General features: G+C 68.8%; 15 protein-coding genes. 9 read left to right on the top strand and 6 right to left on the bottom strand.

Annotated elements, in window-relative coordinates:
- Positions 1-11: 11 nt before the first annotated feature.
- From J2851_RS08795 to J2851_RS08775, 5 genes are all read right to left on the bottom strand, one after another.
- Positions 12-812, bottom strand: a complete 801-nt coding sequence (locus J2851_RS08795) for a hypothetical protein (protein WP_209765812.1) — start codon at positions 810-812, stop codon at positions 12-14.
- Between the two features lie 87 nt (positions 813-899).
- Entirely contained in the window at positions 900-1,115 is a 216-nt protein-coding gene (locus J2851_RS08790) for a hypothetical protein (RefSeq protein WP_209765810.1), read from the bottom strand.
- A 34-nt stretch (positions 1,116-1,149) separates the two neighbouring features.
- On the bottom strand, positions 1,150-1,569 hold the full coding sequence (locus tag J2851_RS08785; protein ID WP_209765808.1) for a hypothetical protein: 420 nt from the start codon (positions 1,567-1,569) through the stop codon (positions 1,150-1,152).
- Between the two features lie 83 nt (positions 1,570-1,652).
- Complete coding sequence (locus J2851_RS08780; RefSeq protein ID WP_209765806.1) at positions 1,653-2,147, bottom strand: hypothetical protein; 495 nt, start codon at positions 2,145-2,147, stop codon at positions 1,653-1,655.
- 270 nt (positions 2,148-2,417) lie between these two features.
- Entirely contained in the window at positions 2,418-4,667 is a 2,250-nt protein-coding gene (locus J2851_RS08775) for a DNA topoisomerase (protein ID WP_246500520.1), read from the bottom strand.
- 21 nt (positions 4,668-4,688) lie between these two features.
- On the opposite strand from J2851_RS08775, the gene J2851_RS08770 reads away from it, so the two are divergent.
- The 9 genes from J2851_RS08770 (at position 4,689) to J2851_RS08730 (ending at position 15,524) form a co-directional block, all read left to right on the top strand.
- On the top strand, positions 4,689-5,492 hold the full coding sequence (locus J2851_RS08770; protein WP_246500519.1) for a trypsin-like serine peptidase: 804 nt from the start codon (positions 4,689-4,691) through the stop codon (positions 5,490-5,492).
- Between the two features lie 133 nt (positions 5,493-5,625).
- Positions 5,626-5,973, top strand: a complete 348-nt coding sequence (locus J2851_RS08765) for a RidA family protein (protein WP_209765800.1) — start codon at positions 5,626-5,628, stop codon at positions 5,971-5,973.
- A gap of 227 nt (positions 5,974-6,200) precedes the next feature.
- Entirely contained in the window at positions 6,201-8,345 is a 2,145-nt protein-coding gene (fusA, locus tag J2851_RS08760; protein ID WP_209765798.1) for an elongation factor G, read from the top strand.
- A gap of 167 nt (positions 8,346-8,512) precedes the next feature.
- Positions 8,513-9,070 (top strand): tetratricopeptide repeat protein, encoded by a 558-nt coding sequence (locus J2851_RS08755; RefSeq protein ID WP_209765796.1) that lies wholly within the window; start codon positions 8,513-8,515, stop codon positions 9,068-9,070.
- Positions 9,071-9,634: 564 nt separating this feature from the next.
- The gene (locus tag J2851_RS08750) at positions 9,635-11,125 is read left to right on the top strand and encodes a DegQ family serine endoprotease (RefSeq protein WP_209765795.1); all 1,491 of its coding nucleotides are present in this window, start codon (positions 9,635-9,637) and stop codon (positions 11,123-11,125) included.
- A 184-nt stretch (positions 11,126-11,309) separates the two neighbouring features.
- Positions 11,310-11,987 (top strand): winged helix-turn-helix domain-containing protein, encoded by a 678-nt coding sequence (locus J2851_RS08745; protein WP_209766044.1) that lies wholly within the window; start codon positions 11,310-11,312, stop codon positions 11,985-11,987.
- A gap of 22 nt (positions 11,988-12,009) precedes the next feature.
- Positions 12,010-13,476, top strand: coding sequence for a sensor histidine kinase (locus tag J2851_RS08740; RefSeq protein ID WP_307419326.1), 1,467 nt, complete (start codon positions 12,010-12,012; stop codon positions 13,474-13,476).
- A gap of 26 nt (positions 13,477-13,502) precedes the next feature.
- Positions 13,503-13,733: a hypothetical protein gene (locus tag J2851_RS08735; protein WP_209765793.1), complete on the top strand. Its 231-nt coding sequence runs from the start codon at positions 13,503-13,505 to the stop codon at positions 13,731-13,733.
- 660 nt (positions 13,734-14,393) lie between these two features.
- Entirely contained in the window at positions 14,394-15,524 is a 1,131-nt protein-coding gene (locus tag J2851_RS08730) for an AI-2E family transporter (RefSeq protein WP_209765791.1), read from the top strand.
- 4 nt (positions 15,525-15,528) lie between these two features.
- On the opposite strand, the gene J2851_RS08725 is transcribed toward J2851_RS08730, so the two are convergent.
- Positions 15,529-17,076, bottom strand: a complete 1,548-nt coding sequence (locus tag J2851_RS08725) for an MDR family MFS transporter (RefSeq protein ID WP_209765789.1) — start codon at positions 17,074-17,076, stop codon at positions 15,529-15,531.
- Positions 17,077-17,178: the final 102 nt, after the last annotated feature.

The following is a 17,178-nucleotide window of genomic DNA, read 5'->3' as shown; positions in this document are numbered from 1 at the left end:
TTGCTCGGGTGTCAGCGCCTGCCGCGCTTCTGCACACTGGTGAAGTTCTGGATGGCGGTGTTGCCCTGGCCGACGGCGGCGTTGAAGGCGCTGCCGACGTTGTTGAACTGGATCCCGCCGTTGGCGAGCGCCGTCGGCAGGTGGGGCAGCGGGCCGAAGGCGGACGACAGCCCGTCGATCTCGCCGGGCGCCGGGACGCGGCCGTTGCCGGTGAACACGCCCGGCATGGGCTTCGGCGTCGGCACGGCGGGTGCGGCCGTCTGCGTCGGGGCCGGCGTGGGAGCCTGGGCCTGGGGCTGCGCCGCGGGCGCTGCACCCCCGGCGTCCCCGACGGCCTCGCCGCCCTCGCCGCCCTGCACCACGAACTGCTGCGTCACGTTGCTGTCGCCGAAGGACAGGGCCAGCGAGCTGTCGAAGTTGTTCACGATGAAGGGCGCGTCGATGAAGTTGAAGTTCGGGACGATCGGCTCCGGCGGCGGCTGACGGCTGCCGGCCAGCGCCTGGCCCTTGTTGAAGCCGCCCAGGAAGCCGGCGTCGCCGCGGATCTTGGTGATGGCCTGCTGCGACAGCTCCCTGCGGCTGACGTTCGGGTTGGTGACCGTGGCGCCCGGAGGCGCCCCGCGCGGCGCGGCGTTGGCGAAGACCGGCTGGCGCGGCATCAGGGGCGGCATCCCCATCCCCATGCCCATCGACATGCCGACGGTTGCGCCCAGCCGCGGATCGACCGCGAAGCCGCCCGCGTCCTGCGCGGCGGCGGTTCCGCCCAGAAGCGCCAGGGCGGCAAACCCGGAGAGCAGTGCGGTGCGGACCATCGTGGGCTCCTTCGTTCGGCGGGCGTGGTGTCGTGAGGGCATCCTAGGCGGGAGGCCGCCGCGCCGCTGTGAGGCGGGCCACATCTTTCAGTGGACGCTCAGCGCCCGCAGATCCTGCTGGGCCATGGCGGCGTCGGCCAGTTCGCGGCTGCGGAACTGCCAAAGCTTCGTCCCGTCGGCGCCGTAGGCGACGTAGCGGGTCCGTCCCCGGCGGGTCACCGCCTTGACATAGGCGCAGTCGCGCAGGCCGAGTTGGGCGAGGCGGTCGCGGGCGACGGCCTCCAGGCTGTCGGGAAGGGGCATGACGGGACCCTCCGTTCCGGTTGCTCGTGCGGGGCTAGTCAATGGAAGCCACCAGCTGGCCGACCCGGACGGTCAGGCCGTGAGTGTCCTCATCGATACGCGCATCCTCCTCGAAGGGGGCTTTGCGGCCGAAGGGACGGTCGGGCGTGGGCCGGGCCGACGGTGCCAGGGACGGCATCTGGGGCATCGGCGGCGTGGTCAGCGGCTTCAGGTCGGGCTGCGCGGAGCTGCGGCGGCAGGAGGTGTTGCCGTTGACCGTCTCGCAGCTCAGCACGCCCGGCCCGGTCGTGCAGGTCGTCTTGTCGTTCAGCGTCTGGCAGGACAGGGTGCCGCGGCTGCACACCGTCTTGCCGTTGACCGACTGGCAGGCGAGGTTCTCCGCGCCCGCGGGGGCGGCGGTCAGGAGCAGGATTGCGGCGACAGGGCCGAAGGCCGGCAGGGCGAGGCGAAGCATGGCGGAAGCTCTCCCTTGACTGGTCGCAAGGCATGGAAAGGGATGCCGCCGGATGGTCCGGCGGCATCCGGTCGAACGGCCGATCAGCGGCCCTGGAGCCCGAAGACGCCCTGGCCGGCGCTGTTGCCGATGCCCGCGGCGACGTTGGTGTTCACGTTGACGTTGGTGTCCACCAGGCTGCCTCCGCGGCCGAAGCCGCCCTTGCCGAAATCAATGGACACGCCGGCCACGCCCTGCTTGGCCTTGTTGCCGATGCCCGCGGCGGTGTTCGTGTTGACCCCGACGTTGGTGGAGACGAGTGGAGCGCCGCCGCCCGCACCGAAGGCCGCGCCCGGCCCGAAGGGGAAGCCGCCCTGTTGGAAACCAAGAGTCTGCTGCTGCGCCCGGTTGCCGATGCCGGCGGCGGTGTTCGTGTTGACGCCGACGTTGGTGCTGGTGAGCTGCGACGCGGCGAAGGGGTTGAAGGGGCCGTTCATCCGGGGAGCGATTGGCAGTCCACCCGTCTGGAGATCCAGGGCGAAAGCCGGGGCGGAGAGCAGGGTGGCGGCAGCGGCGGCGATCAGGATCAGGCGGCGCATGGGATGATACTCCTCCGAACATTGCGAAGCCGGGCTGATGCCGCGGCGGGGTCGATGGCCGGAGGATAGGGGAGCTCCCGGCGCCCCGCTGTGGCCTGGGCCACAGGTGTTGAGGGATTTCGCTGGGAAGTGGTCGCGCTGGGCCCCCACCCAACCCTCCCCCACTTCGCGGGGGAGGGCTTCAAACCTGCCCCCGCCGAAGGTGGGGGAAGGAGGGGCCCAGCCGAAGGCTGGGAGGAAGGGGGCCCAGCGCCGGCGCTTACGTAAAGATCATCCCCGCGCGTGCTGGTCCAGGAATTGGCGGCAGCTGTCGAAGTCTTGCAACACCGCGTCGGGAAGCTCCACGCCCTTGCGGTCGGCGAGGCTGCGGGCGAAGGCGACCATCTTGTCGGTCGGGGCCTTGCGCCGGCCGGCGCTCGGGGGCGGGGCGGGGGGCGGTGCCTCGGACAGGGTGGCGACGTCGACCGGCGCTGCGGCGGCCTTCGTCTTGCGGGTGCGGCGCGGCTTCGGCGCCTCGCCCTCGACTACGGCCTCGGGGAGGGGTGCCTTCGTGGTCCGCTTGCGGGTGCGGGGAGTCGCGGAAGCCCCGGAACTGGCGCGGGGTGCGGCGGCCCGCCGCCGTCCGCCGGCCCCGCGCACCGCGCGAACCGGAGCCCGGACACCCAAGTCAACCGCCGGCCCGCGGTTGCCGACCAGCGCGCCGATCAGCCGCCCGGCCTCGTCAGCGATGCCGTCGATCACCGTGCGGAAGTCGGCGCGGCCGGTGACGACCTCGTCCAGCTTCATTTCCCACAGCGCGGTGGTGCCCGGATCGACGAGCGTCGGGGCGGCGCCGCGCAACGTCTCGAACAGTTGCAGCCCGGCGGGGGTCGGGACCAGCCACTTGCCGTCGGCGCCCAGCAGGTTCTGCCGGCGCAGGCCCTTGATGATCTCCGCCCGGGTGGCCGGGGTGCCGATGCCCTTGGCCTCCTTCAGGCGATCACGGAGCGCGGGATCCTCGACGAAGCGCCAGGCGTTCTGCATGGCGTCGACCAGCGTGCCCTCGTTGTAGCGCGGCGGCGCCTGGGTGCGCTTGGCCTCGACCTTCGGGTCGGACAGGGCGGCCGATTCGCCGTGGGTAAGCGGGGGCAGCGTCTGCTCCGCCTCGTCCTCCGGCTTGCCGTCCGTCTCGGCGGAGCCGAAAGCCGCCTTCCAGCCGAGCTTCAGCGGAATGCGCCCGACCGCGCGGAAGGCCACGGGCTTAATACTTCCATTTTCATTGGCCACCGGCACATCCATCAGCACCGTGGTCTGCCGGTACTCGTAATCCGGCATCACGGCGGCGAGGTAGGAGCGGCAGATCAGGGCGAACAGCCGCTTCTCGTCGTCGGTCAGGCGGTTCAGCCGGCTTTCCAGGTCGTCCAGCACGTTGACGTTGGGCACGATGGCGTGGTGCGACACGCCCTCCAGCGCCTTGTCGGAGAAGTGGCCGGACTTGCCCCGGCGGATCACCGGCCGCGACAGGTCCAGGTGCGCGAAGCCGCGCAAGCGGGTCAGGGCGCCGGTGATGGCCGGCACGTCGGCGATCTGGTTCTCCGACAGGTAGCGGGCCTCCGCGCGCGGGTAGGTGATCAGCTTCTTGCCGTCGCCGTCATAGAGTTCCTGCGCGACCTCCAGCGTCCGGTCGGCGGTCCAGCCCCAGCGCTGGCCGCAGGTCTTCTGCAGCGAGGGCAGGTCGTAGAGCTTCGGCGGCCCCTGCCGCTTCTCCTCCACCTCCACCGACAGCGGGCCGCTGTGGCCGTCCGCCGCGCGGGCGATGGCCTCGGCACGGGCGCGGTCCTTGATGCGGTCCTTCGGCGGCGGGGCGTGGCGCATCTGGAAGCTGCCGTTGGCGGCCGTCGCCGTCGCCACGACCTCGAAGTAGTCCTCCGGCTTGAAGTTGCGGATTTCCAGCTCGCGCATGCAGACGATGGCCAGCGTCGGGGTCTTCACCCGGCCGATGCCGATCACCCCGCGGGTGCCCGGCGCCAACAGGGTCTTGGTCGCCGTGCGCGTCAGGGAGAGGTTGAAGATCTGATCGGCCTGCTGGCGTGCCACCGCCGCTTCGTAGAGCGGACGCAGCTCGGCGTTCGGCTTCAGCTTCGCGAAGGCGTCGCGGATCGTCTTGGGATCCTGGGCGGTGAACAGGGCCCGCTGCACCCGGCCGCGATAGCCGACATGCTCCAGGATCTCCTGGCCGATCAGCTGCCCCTCGCGGTCGCAGTCGGTGGCGAGGATGACCTGGTCGCAGCCCTTCAGCGCCGCCTTGATCGCCGCCAGTTTCGCCGATTTGTTACCGCCGCTGTCGGGGCGCGTCGGGTACAGTCCGTCCGGCTTCAGCAGGGTGGAGGACCAGCGCTTCCACTCCGGATTCACCTCGTCCGGCTCGGCGAGCCGCAGCAGGTGCCCCTCGGCCGGCAGTATGCGCCCGTAGCGCTCTCCGAGCGCGGCGCGCAGGTCCTTTGCTTGGCTGGACTTTTCCGTGATGATCAGCGTGGCCATGGCCGCCAGGGTACAGCGAAAATGAAAACGTATCAAGAACGTGTGAGCGGCCTTCTGGCGGCCCTTCTTGTCGCCCTTTCGACCTCTTCGGCGCTCGCGCAGTCCCCGGCGTTGCCGGGCATCGGGGCGCAGGACCGGCGCGCCGCCGTGGACACGGCCGAGGCGCCCTGGCGCAGCCTCGTCAAGGTGCAGACCAACCTGGGCAGCCGCTGCACCGGCGTCCTGGTGGCGCCGCGCCGGGTGGCGACCGCGGCGCATTGCCTGCTGAACCGGGCGCAGCAAATCCTGCCGGCCTCGTCCCTCCACGTCCTGTTCGGCTACGACCGCGGTGACTACCGGGAGCACCGGACGGTCGCGTCGCTGACCGTCGGCGGCCCCTTCGACCCCGGCCGCCGGCCGGAGGGCATCGCCCGCGACTGGGCGGTGCTGACCCTGTCCGGCGACGCGCCGGCCGGAGTCGAGCCCCTGCCGCTCGTCCGAGTCCCGCCGGAGCCGGGCACGCCGCTGATGCTCGGCGGCTACAGCCAGGACAAGGCGCAGATCGTCACCGCGGACACCGCCTGCGCGGCGCTGGGCGTCGCCGGCACCTCCCGGGGCACGCTGCTGATCCACGACTGCAACGGCACGCGCGGGGTCAGCGGCGCCGCGCTGCTCGTCCGCACGGCGGATGGCCAGGGCGCGTGGGGCGTGGCGGGGATCGCCGTCGCCGCGCAGACCAGCGCCAGCCCGCGCAACATCGCTGTGCCCGCCGCATCCTTCGTTGATGCCGCCGAAGGGGCCGCGCTGGTGGGGAAAGCGCCCGCGGATACGCCCTCTTTGCGGTGAAAAGTCGCCTTTTCGCGCTGTTACGAGGGCGCGGGGCAGCTTTGAGCGGTGAAGCCGCATTTTTTGCTATGTGGTTGGTCGTGAATCGCATAGACGTACGCGCGTCAAAGACCCCGTAACCGGAGCCGTACCCATGTCGATCCAGCGCTTCCATACCGGACCGCGCATGAGCCAGATGGTCATCCACAAGGACACGGTCTACCTGGCCGGCCAGGTGGCGAATGATCCGACTCAGGACGTGGAGATGCAGACCCGCCAGATCCTGGGCCAGATCGACGCCCTGCTGGCCGAGGCCGGAACGGACAAGTCCAAGCTTCTGTCCGCCACCATCTACCTGGCGGACATCGCGACCTTCGGCGCCATGAACAAGGCGTGGGACGCGTGGGTCGATCAGGCCAACGCGCCCGCCCGCGCCACCGTGGAAGCCAAGCTGGCCGCGCCCCAATATGTCGTTGAAATCCAGGTGACCGCAGCCAAATAAGCTGCGTTAACGGGGCGACCCGGCTCCCTCGGTTGGGGTTTGCCGGCGTGGCCCACTGTCTGTGAGGGCCTCGCTTCGAAAAAATCCGGAAGGACATGACCTTCCGGATTTACAGAATGTTAATCACGCCTTAACAGATCACCCGTAAAACCCCGACCAACCTTGCCGCCGGAGCGGACGACCGTCGTTGCGCTTCGATAGCCGCGTTACAGTAATGGATCCGCAACATGCCGCGCCAAACGCCTCTTTCTGACATCCGAAACATCGGCATCATCGCCCACGTCGATGCCGGCAAGACGACGACCACCGAGCGCATCCTGTACTACACCGGTCGTAAGCACACGATCATCGACGTCCACGAGACGAAGGATCTCAAGACGTCGACGACGACCGACTACATGGAGCAGGAGCAGAAGCGCGGCATCACCATTCAGTCGGCTGCCGTCTCGGCCTTCTGGCGCGGCAAGAAGATCAACGTCATCGACACCCCGGGCCACGTGGACTTCACCATCGAGGTGAACCGCTCGCTCCGCGTGCTCGACGGCGCGGTCGTGGTGTTCGACGGTGTCGCCGGCGTGGAGCCGCAGTCGGAGACCAACTGGCGCCTCGCGGACAACTACAACGTTCCGCGCATGTGCTACGTCAACAAGATGGACCGTTCGGGCGCGAACTTCCGTCGTTGCGTCGACATGATCAAGAACCGCCTGGGCGCCCGCCCGGTCTGCCTGCAGGTTCCGCTGGGCTCGGAAGACAACTTCCGCGGCATGGTCGACCTGATCGAGATGAAGGCCTACGTCTGGTTCTCCGACGACAAGGACAGCAAGTGGGAGATCTGGGAGATCACCGATGATCTCGCCCAGAAGCTCAACCTGACCGTCAAGGAAGACCTCGACAACATCGAGAGCATCCCGGCGCTCCGCTCCGAGCTGGTCGACACCGCCCTGGAGCAGGACGAGGCCGCGATGGAGGCCTACCTGGACAGCGGTGAGGAGCCGTCGGCCGACGTTCTGCGCGCCTGCATCCGCAAGGGCACGATCACCAGCGCCTTCACCCCGGTCCTCTGCGGCTCGTCCTACAAGAACAAGGGCGTGCAGCAGGTCCTGGACGCGGTCGTCGACTTCCTGCCGGCCCCGACCGACGTCGAGGCGATCAAGACGGTGGACGAGGACGGCAACCCGAACGGCGAGCGTCTCAGCTCCGACGACGCGCCCTTCTCGGCGCTGGCCTTCAAGGTGCTGAACGACACCTACGGCTCGATGACCTTCATCCGCGTCTACTCGGGCGTGCTGACGAAGGGCATGTCGATCCTGAACTCGACCCGCGGCAAGCGCGAGAAGATCGGCCGCATGGTCGAGATGTTCGCGAAGGAAGCCAACCCGATCGAGGAAGCCCGCGCCGGCGACATCATCGCGCTCGTCTCCCTGCAGGAGACCGAGACCGGTGACACGCTCTGCGACGCCTCCGCGCCGGTGATCCTGGAGCGCATGCGCTTCCCGGACCCCGTCATCAGCGTGTCGGTCGAGCCGAAGACCAAGGGCGAGCAGGAGAAGTTCTCCATCGCGCTGGGCAAGATGGTCCGCGCGGATCCGTCGCTCCGCCTGGAGACCGACCGTGAAACCGGCCAGACCATCCTGCGCGGCATGGGCGAGCTGCACCTGGAGGTGACGCTGGACCGCATGCGCACGGAGTTCGGCGTGGAAGGCAACATGGGCAAGCCCCAGGTGGCCTACCGCGAGACGATCACCAAGCCGGTCGAGTACACCTACACCCACAAGAAGCAGACCGGTGGTTCGGGCCAGTTCGCCGAGGTGAAGATCGTCTTCGAGCCGCGCGAGCGTGGTGAAGGCTTCGAGTTCAAGGATGAGACGGTCGGCGGCTCGGTGCCGCGCGAATACGTCCCGTCGGTCGCCAAGGGCCTGGAGATGCAGAAGGAAGAGGGCGTGCTCGCCTCCTATCCGACTGTGGACTTCCGCGCCCGCCTGGTGGACGGCAAGTACCACGACGTCGACTCGAACGCCCTGACGTTCGAAATTGCCGCCAAGGCTTGCTTCCGCGAGGCTCTGAAGCTCGCCGCCCCGATCCTGCTCGAGCCGGTCATGAAGGTCGAGATCGTCACCCCGGACGACTACCTGGGCGACGTCATCGGCGACGTGAACCGCCGCCGCGGCACGGTGCTGGGCCAGCTGGAGCGTGGTGCGAACATCGCCGTTGAGGCCCATGTGCCGCTGAACGAAATGTTCGGCTACATCGGCCAGCTGCGTGGCATGACCTCCGGCCGTGCGTCCTACACGATGGAGTTCAGCCACTACGAGCCGGTGCCGCGCAACGTCACCGACGAAATCGTGGCGGGCCGCAACAGCAAGGCCGCCTGATTTCAGGCACAGCCTTGATCTGTGGTTGTTGAGAATGACGGCCGGCGGAGCGATCCGCCGGCCGTTCTTCGTTTCTTGCGTGCAACGCATGGGTGAGTTGATCCTCTTACGGAGATTATCCGAAAAGATGAGTGTTGCCTCTGAGTAACGCGCACCAATTTTTGGGTATGACCCGACGAATCTCCTTGATCGTGGCCTTCGTGGCTCTGTCGCTTCTGTCCGCGCCAGCCGTGGCGGAGCAGGGGGACGGCCGACTCGATTCGCTCTTCGGCGACCTGCTGGGCACCAGCGATCAGGTCGCGGCGGAGGCGGTCCAGGACCGAATCTGGGACATCTGGCTGGAACACCCGCAGGAGGACGTCGTCTTCCTCATGCGCGAAGGCGTGCAGAACCTGAACGCCGACCGTTACGCGGAGGCTCTGGCCGCCTTCGACGCGGTCGTCGCGCGGGATCCGAACTACGCCGAAGGGTGGGACAAGCGCGCGAACGCCGAGTATCTGCTCGGCAATTACGACAACGCGGTGCGCGACATCGGCCGCGCGCTGGCGCTGGAACCGCGCCATTTCGGGGCCCTGGCCGGGCTCGGCCTCGTCTACCTGGCCATCGATGAGCCCGCGGGCGCGCTGCGCGCCTTCAACGCGGCGCTCGCCATCAACCCGCACCTGGACGGCGTGCGCCAGCAGGCCACGAAGATCCGCCAGCAGATGGCCGGCTCGGCGCTGTAATTCTGGCGGCTGGTCCTCAAGACCGCTCCGACACATGGCCTTGGCGTCATCCCAGCGAAGGCTCTACGGTATGCACACATTTCGCCATTGCGGTAAGTGCCTGATACAGTCAAGGAAAAGCCCCTCTCCCTTGAGGGGAGAGGGGTTTGGGGTGAGGGTGGCGCCGGCCTCTGGCCGGCCGGAGACAACAGCAGGCGACCGAAAACGAGCTTTTCTCCGGGCTGCCGCCCGTAACGACCCCTCACCCCACCCCCTCTCCCCCAAGGGGAGAGGGGTATTTTGCTGCATTTTCAGATACTTACCGCACACAAACATGTGTGCATACCGTAGAGCGAAGGCTGGGATCCAGAATACTCTGCTGATAAGGGGCTGAAGTGCCCGGGATTCCCGCCTTCGCGGGAATGACGGTGGATGCTTGCGGCAAGGTTCACAGTAGGTTTGCTGCGGCAATTCCAAACGCCGCAAAACCCTAAAATCATTTAATCCGGCCGCAAGGCCACCGTGACCTGGCATCCCCTACCTTTGGGGCAACGATAAACGCACGCCAGTCATGGAGAGCCATCGATGCGCAAGACGATCGCCGCCCTGCTGCTCGGCACCACGGTGCTCACCGGGCCGTTCTTGATCGCGAACCCACCGCACGCTGTCGCCGCGGCCGTGCTGACCCAGGACGCGCCGGCGACCTTCGCCGACCTCGCCGCCAAGGTGACGCCCGCTGTGGTCAACGTTTCCACCACCCAGGAGGCCAAGGCCGAGCGCGGCCCACGCGCGCCGAACTTCCCGCCGGGTTCGCCCTTCGAGGAATTCTTCAAGCAGTTCCAGGACCAGTTCGGCCAGAACCCCTCCGATCAAGGTGAAGAGCAGCCCGAGGCGCAGCCCAGGGGCAAGATGGGTTCGCTCGGCTCCGGCTTCATCGTCGATCCGTCGGGCTACGTGGTCACCAACAACCACGTCATCGACGGGGCGGAGGAGATCACCGTCACGTTGCAGGACGGCACCGCCCTGAAGGCGAAGCTGGTCGGGCGCGACGCCAAGACCGACATCGCCCTGCTGAAGGTCACGTCCGACAAGCCCCTGCCGTCGCTCGACTGGGGCAACAGCGACGCCTCGCGCGTCGGCGACTGGGTGATGGCGGTCGGCAACCCCTTCGGGCTGGGCGGCACGGTGACCAAGGGCATCATCTCGGCGCGCGGCCGCGACATCCACAGCGGCCCGTACGACGACTATCTCCAGCTCGACGCCGCCATCAACCGCGGCAACTCGGGCGGCCCGACCTTCAACCTGAACGGCCAGGTCATCGGCATCAACACCGCCATCTATTCGCCCAACGGCGGCTCGGTCGGCATCGGCTTCGCCATCCCGGCCAACCTCGCGAAGGAGGTCGTCGCCCAGCTGAAGGACAACGGCCATGTGGAGCGCGGCTGGCTCGGCGTGAAGATCCAGGAGGTCTCGCCGGACATCGCCGACACCGTCGGCCTGTCCCAGTCAAAGGGCGCGCTCGTCGCGGAGGTGACCCCGGGCAGCCCCGCCGCCAAGGCCGGCCTGCACCAGGGCGACGTGATCCTGTCCTACGACGGCAAGCCGGTGGACACACTGCGCGACCTGACCCGCCGGGTTGCGGAGACCAAGGCCGGCGACAAGGCCGACCTCAAGATCCTGCGCCACGGCAAGGAGACGACCGTCACCGCCGACATCGCCCCGCTGCCGGCCGAACAGAAGGTCGCCGCCGCCGACGGCGGGCCGGCCGACACGTCGGCGGTGGAAACGGTGAAGGGGCTGAAGCTCGCCCCGCTGGACGGCGCCACCCGCTCCCGTCTTGGCCTCGACGACGGGGTGACGGGCGTGGTGGTGACCGCCGTTTCACCGAAGGCCGGCGACGTTCCGGTCCGTGCCGGCGACGTGATCGTCAAGGTCGGCGACCAGACCGTCACCTCGCCGTCCGACGTGACGAAGACCCTGGCGCAGGCCGAGAAGGACGGGCGCAAGGCGGTCCTGCTGCTGGTCAACCGCCGCGGCAGCGAGAGCTTCGTCCCGCTGAAGCTCGGCCACGCCTGACCATCGGCGTTGCCGCCGCTCTGACCGCCGCATCAAGCGGGTGGCCGGTCGGGGCGGCGGTGATCCGGGTGAGGATGCTGGTGCGGAGCGAGCCCCCGCTCCCCATCGGCATCCTCGCCCTACCTCTGTTTCCATCGGACTCGGGGCTTCTAGGCAGCCGGAAGGATGCGGTATTCTCATGCTCATGAAAGTCCTCGTCATCGAAGATGATCAGCAGGCCGCCTCCTACCTCGCGAAGGGGCTGAAGGAGGCCGGGCACGTCGTGGACACCGCGAACGACGGCAAGGATGGCCTTTTCCTCGCCGGGGCGGAGCATTACGACGTGATGGTCGTGGACCGGATGCTGCCCGGCCGCGACGGCTTGTCGCTGGTCGAGATCCTGCGCGCCACCGGCAACGACACGCCGGTGTTGTTCCTGTCGGCGCTCGGCAGCGTGGACGACCGGGTGAAGGGGCTGAAGGCGGGCGGCGACGACTACCTGACCAAGCCCTTCGCCTTTTCCGAACTGCTCGCCCGCATCGAGGTGCTGGTGCGCCGGCGCACAGCCGCCCAGCCGCAGACCAAGCTGTCCGTCGGCGACCTGGAACTGGACCTGCTGTCCCGCACGGTGAAGCGCGCCGGCAAGGCCATCGACCTGCTGCCGCGCGAATTCGCCCTGCTGGAGTATCTGATGCGCAACGCCGGCAGCGTGGTGACCCGCACCATGATGCTGGAGAATGTCTGGGACTATCACTTCGACCCGCAGACCAACGTCATCGACGTGCACATCGCCCGCCTGCGCCAGAAGATCGACAAGGACTTCCCGACGCCGCTGATCCACACGGTGCGCGGCGCCGGCTACAGCCTGCGGGTGGCGGAATGAGGCCCCGGATAAGGTTCCGGGCGTGATCGCGGTCGTGGCACCCGTTCTGCGGCTCCTGCGCACCACGCCGTTCCGGCTGGCCCTGCTGTATCTCGGGCTGTTCGTGCTGTCGGTCAGCGTGATCCTCCTGATCCTCTACCGCACCACCGCCGGCTTCCTGGAGCGGGAGATCGGCGAGACCATCGCGCTGGAGGTCGCCGGCCTCCAGGACCAGTACCGCGGCAACGGCCTGCGCGGGCTGGTCGACGCCGTGCGCGACCGCAGCGTCGCTAGCCACACCAACTCCATCTACCTGCTCACCACGCCCAGCGGCTCCATCCTGGCCGGCAACCTGAACGCGTGGCCCGACGTCCAGCCCGGCGCCGGGGGGTGGAGCCATTTCAAGGTGTCCGACTACGGCGGCACCGACGCCCGGCCCTCCACGGCCATGGCGGTCGCCTTCACGCTGCCCGGCCAGTTCCGCCTGCTCGTCGGCCGCGACATGAGCGAGCTGGACCAGCTGCGCAAGCGGCTGATGGAGTCGCTGCGCTGGGTCTTCGCCGTGACGGTCGTGCTGGGCGTCGGCGGCGGCCTGCTGCTGGCGCGCGGCGCCATGCACCGGATCGAGCTGATCAACCGGACCACCCGCCAGATCATGGCCGGCGACCTGACCGGCCGCGTGCCGCGCGGTGGCGGCGGCGACGAGATCGACCGGCTCGCCGGCAACCTGAACGCGATGCTCGATCAGATCGAACGGCTGATGACCGGCATGCGGCAGGTGACGGAAAGCGTGGCGCACGACCTGCGCACCCCGCTGTCGCGCCTGCGCGCCCGCGTGGAACTGGCGCTGATCCGCGACACCGACGACCCGGAGGTCTACCGGACGGTCCTTCAGGACACGATCACGGAGGCCGACCGGCTGCTCGCCACCTTCACGGCGCTGCTGTCGATCGCCGAGGCCGAGTCGGGCGCCAAGCGCACCGACCTGGAGCCGGTGTCCCTGTCGGAGGTGGTGCGCCTCGCCGCCGACCTCTACGAACCCGTGGCGGAGGAGAAGGGCCAGACGCTGACCACCGAGATCCGCGCCGACGCCACCGTGCGCGGGAACGAGCAGCTGCTGGCGCAGGCCGTGGCGAACCTGCTCGACAACGCCATCAAGTACACGCCGGAGGGCGGCCACATCAGCCTGTTGCTGGAAGGCGCCGGCCACGGCGAGGCGGCGCGGGTGACCGTGGCCGACAGCGGCTCCGGCATTCCGCCGGACATGCGGGACAAGGTGCTGGAGCGCTTCGTCCGGCTCGACACCGCGCGGGCATCGCCGGGCAACGGGCTGGGACTCAGCCTCGTCGACGCGGTGGCACGGCTGCACGGGGCGCGGCTGGAGCTGGAGGACAACCAGCCGGGCCTGCGGATCAGCCTGATCTTCCCGGCGGACACCGCGCCGCAGACGGCCGGACCCCAGCGCGCCGTGGTCGCGAAGGGCGGAACGATCGCGGCCTCGCCCGGTTGAACGGGTCCACCGGAAGGAGGACCCCAATGGCCAAGGATCAGAACCAAAACGACAGCGCCGGCAGCGATGTGGGCGGCCGCACCGGCGGCAACACCGACGAGCAGCCCAAGGACCTCGGGCGGAACCAGTTCCACAACCCCGACAAGCCCCGCGCCGGCCAGCACGACGGTCAGGTCAGCGAGGAAGCCGACCATAGCAGCAACCCGACCAACCCGGTGAAGGTCCGCCCGAGCCACGGCTCCGGCAAGCCGGGCTGATGCGACGGAAACCCCCTTGTCCCAGAAGGGCCTACGGCATTCGCGCATTTCAGTTATGGGTCAAGTAACTGAGACAGCCGGGGAAAAAGCCCCTCTCCCTCGAGGGGAGAGGGGTTTGGGGTGAGGGTGGCGCCGGCCTCGGGCCGGCCGGAACCATCCAATGCGGCCGGGTTTGAGATTTTCTCCGGGCTACCGCCCGTAACGACCCCTCACCCCAACCCCTCTCCCCCAAGGGGAGAGGGGATTTTTCCTTGCTGCTCGATGCATTATCGCATCCGCGAGATGTGTGCATACCGTAGGGCGAAGGCTGGGATCCAGAAAGCTCGGCTGCTAAGTGGCCGATGTGCCCTGGATTGCCGCTTTCGCGGGAATGACGGCTCGGGGTGGCGCGTGCCGCATTCCAGCAGAGATGGCTGGACATCCTTACTTTCGCGCCTGGGAGGAAACTTGACCACGGCCGCAAAAGAAAGAAGCCCGCCGTTGCCGGCGGGCTTTAGGTGACATCAGCGAGAATGACTCCTTGGCGTCACTCATGATATGGGGCGCCGGCGGCCTGCGCGCATTCGGATAAGTGTGGTAGCACCAAGGTGCTATGGGGCGTGGCCCGCAACTCTTTCCTTCGGACGGCGTTTCTCCGGGACGTGAAACCGGGGAACGAGCATGGACACACCGACACGGGCGACCCGTCAGGCAGCGGAGGCGGCGACTCGCGCCGAGCGGGAACCGGCGGAGCCCGGCGGCCAGGCGGGCGGCCAGGGAGGAGGACGGGCGCTCGCGACCGAGCTGAAGGTCTACACCTGGAAGGTGCTGATCGCCGTCGGCGTCTTCGGCCTCGTCTTCCTGGTGTGGCGGGTGGCCGACGCGCTTCTGCTCGTCTTCGCCGGCGTGCTGTTCGCGATCCTGCTGCAGCGTGTGGCCGGCCTCGTCCGGCACTACACCGGGCTGTCCCAGGGCTGGTCGCTGGCGGTCGTGCTGCTTCTGCTCACCGCGCTTGTGGTCGGCGGCGGCTTTCTGCTCGGCCAATCCGTCGTGTCGCAGTTCGACCAGCTGACCCAGCAGATCAGCCGCGGCGTCGACCAGCTGCCGCCGGCCATCCGGGACCAGATCGCCGAACAGGGGCGCGACGCGACCTCCTGGATCAACCGCTTGCGGTCCGTTGCGTCGAGCGTGGTCTTCTTCCTCGGCGACGCCGTCGTCGTGATCTTCACCGCCATCTACCTGGCCGCCTCGCCGAAGGTCTACCGGCGCGGCATCGTCCTGCTGGTGCCGCCGCGCGGGCACGAGCGCGCGCACGAGGTGCTGGACGTCACGGGCGATTCGCTGTGGAAGTGGCTGATCGGGCAGATCGCCGCCATGGCGATCGTCGGGGCGCTGACCACGGCCGGGCTTCTCCTGCTCGGCATTCCCAGCGCCGCGGCCCTGGGCTTCCTGGCCGGCCTGCTGGAGTTCGTGCCGCTGCTCGGCCCGGTGCTGGCGGCGGTGCCGGGCATCCTGATCGCCTTCTCCCAGTCGCCGCAGGACGCGATCTGGGTGGCGCTGCTCTACCTTGCCATCCAGCAGATCGAAGGCAACCTGATCACGCCGCTGATGCAGAAGCGGGTGGTGGATCTGCCGCCGGTCATCACCATCGGGGCCATCGCGGCCGGCGGGCTTGTGTTCGGCATCCTCGGCATGTTCCTGGCGACCCCGCTGGCCATCGTGGCGCTGGTGCTGGTCAACATGCTCTACATCGAGGACAAGCTGGGCGAGGGGCGGCACTTCCCCAGCGAGGATACAGGGAAGAGCGGATAACCGCTCAGGCCGCTTCCGCCTTGATCTCCGCGGCGGAGCGCAGCGGCAGCTCCTTCAGGAACAGGGTCATCACGAAGGACACGACCGCCAGCGCCGCCGCCAGCAGGAACAGGGTCGAGAAGCCGTGCTCGAACGCCGTCAGGGCAGAGGCGCGGCTGCCCGGCGGCAGGGAGGCAAGCGCCGCCGTGCCGCGGTCCAGCACGTCGCGCCCGCTGATGCCGGGCAGGCCGGCGGCGTTCAGGCGGGACTCGACGTCGGCGGCGAAGACCGCGCCGAACACGGCCACCCCGACCGACCCGCCGAGCGAGCGGAAAAAGCCGACCGAGGCGGTGGCCGCGCCCAGGTCGCGGCGGTCCACGGCGTTCTGCACCGCGACCGTCATCACCGGCATGACGAGGCCCAGCCCGATGCCCAGCGGCACCAGGATCAGCGTCGACCACAGCCCGCTTTCCGACACCGACGGCGACAGGCCGAGCGCCAGGTACATGGCCGCCGCCAGCGCCAGCCCGGCCAGCGGCACCGCCTTGTAGCGCCCCGTGCGGGCGATCAGCCGGCCGCCGCCCCCGGCCCCCAGCACCATGCCCAGCACCATCGGCAGCAGCAGCAGGCCCGCCGCGGTGGCGTTCGTCCCGCTGACCAGCTGCACCCGCAGGGGCAGGAAGACGATGCCGGAAAACAGCACCATCGCCGACACCGCGACCACCGGGTTGGCGACGGCGACCACCGGCACGCGAAACAGGTGCAGCGGCAGGATCGGCTCGTCCACCCGGCGCTCATGGATCAGGAAGGCCACGAACAGCGCGACGCCCAGCGCGGTCAGGCCGAGGATGAAAGGCGACCCCCAGGGAATCACCACGCCGCCGCGCGACACCACCAGCAGCAGGCTGGTCACCGTGCCCATCAGCAGGACCGCGCCGAGATAGTCGATCTTCGGCTGGGCGCGCCCGGCGTGCAGGCGGCCGAGCGCCCGGCTGGTCATGGCGAGCGCCGCGGCGCCCAGCGGCAGGTTGATCAGGAAGATCCAGTGCCAGCTCAGCGTCTCCGTGAAGACGCCGCCCAGCAGCGGGCCGGCCACGCTGGCCAGCGCGAAGACGCCGCCGATGTAGCCCTGGTAGCGCCCACGCTCGCGCGGGGCGACCACGTCGCCGATGATGGTGAAGGCCAGCGCCATCAGCCCGCCGCCGCCCAGCCCCTGAAGGCCGCGGAACAGGATCAGCTGCCCCATGCTCTGCGCCACCGCGCACAGGACCGACCCGATCAGGAACAGGAAGATCGCCACCTGGAGGATGCGCTTGCGGCCGTACAGGTCGCTCAGCTTTCCGTAGATCGGCGTGGTGGCGGTGGAGGCGAGCAGGTAGGCGGTGACCACCCAGGGCAGGTCGTCCAGGTTGCCCAGCTGGTGCGCCATGGTCGGCAGGGCCGTCGCGACGATCGTCTGGTCCATCGCCGCCATCAGCATGGCGATGGCCACGCCGCTGAACACCCGCAGGATTTCCTGGTGGCTGAAGGCGGCGTGGTCGGCGGAGTCGGGAACGGCGGTACGGTCGGTCATGGCTCGCCTTTGCGGTTCGAGCGGGAAGGTCCTGTGCGCACACCATAGTCCGGGAGGCGTTCCGCGCAAGAACTCCGCTGCGAATGGCTGATAAACTCGCAA

Source organism: Azospirillum rugosum, from assembly GCF_017876155.1.
In the GTDB taxonomy this organism is placed as follows: domain Bacteria; phylum Pseudomonadota; class Alphaproteobacteria; order Azospirillales; family Azospirillaceae; genus Azospirillum; species Azospirillum rugosum.
Note: the sequence above shows the minus strand (reverse complement) of the source record. Positions and strands in the feature narration are given on the sequence as shown.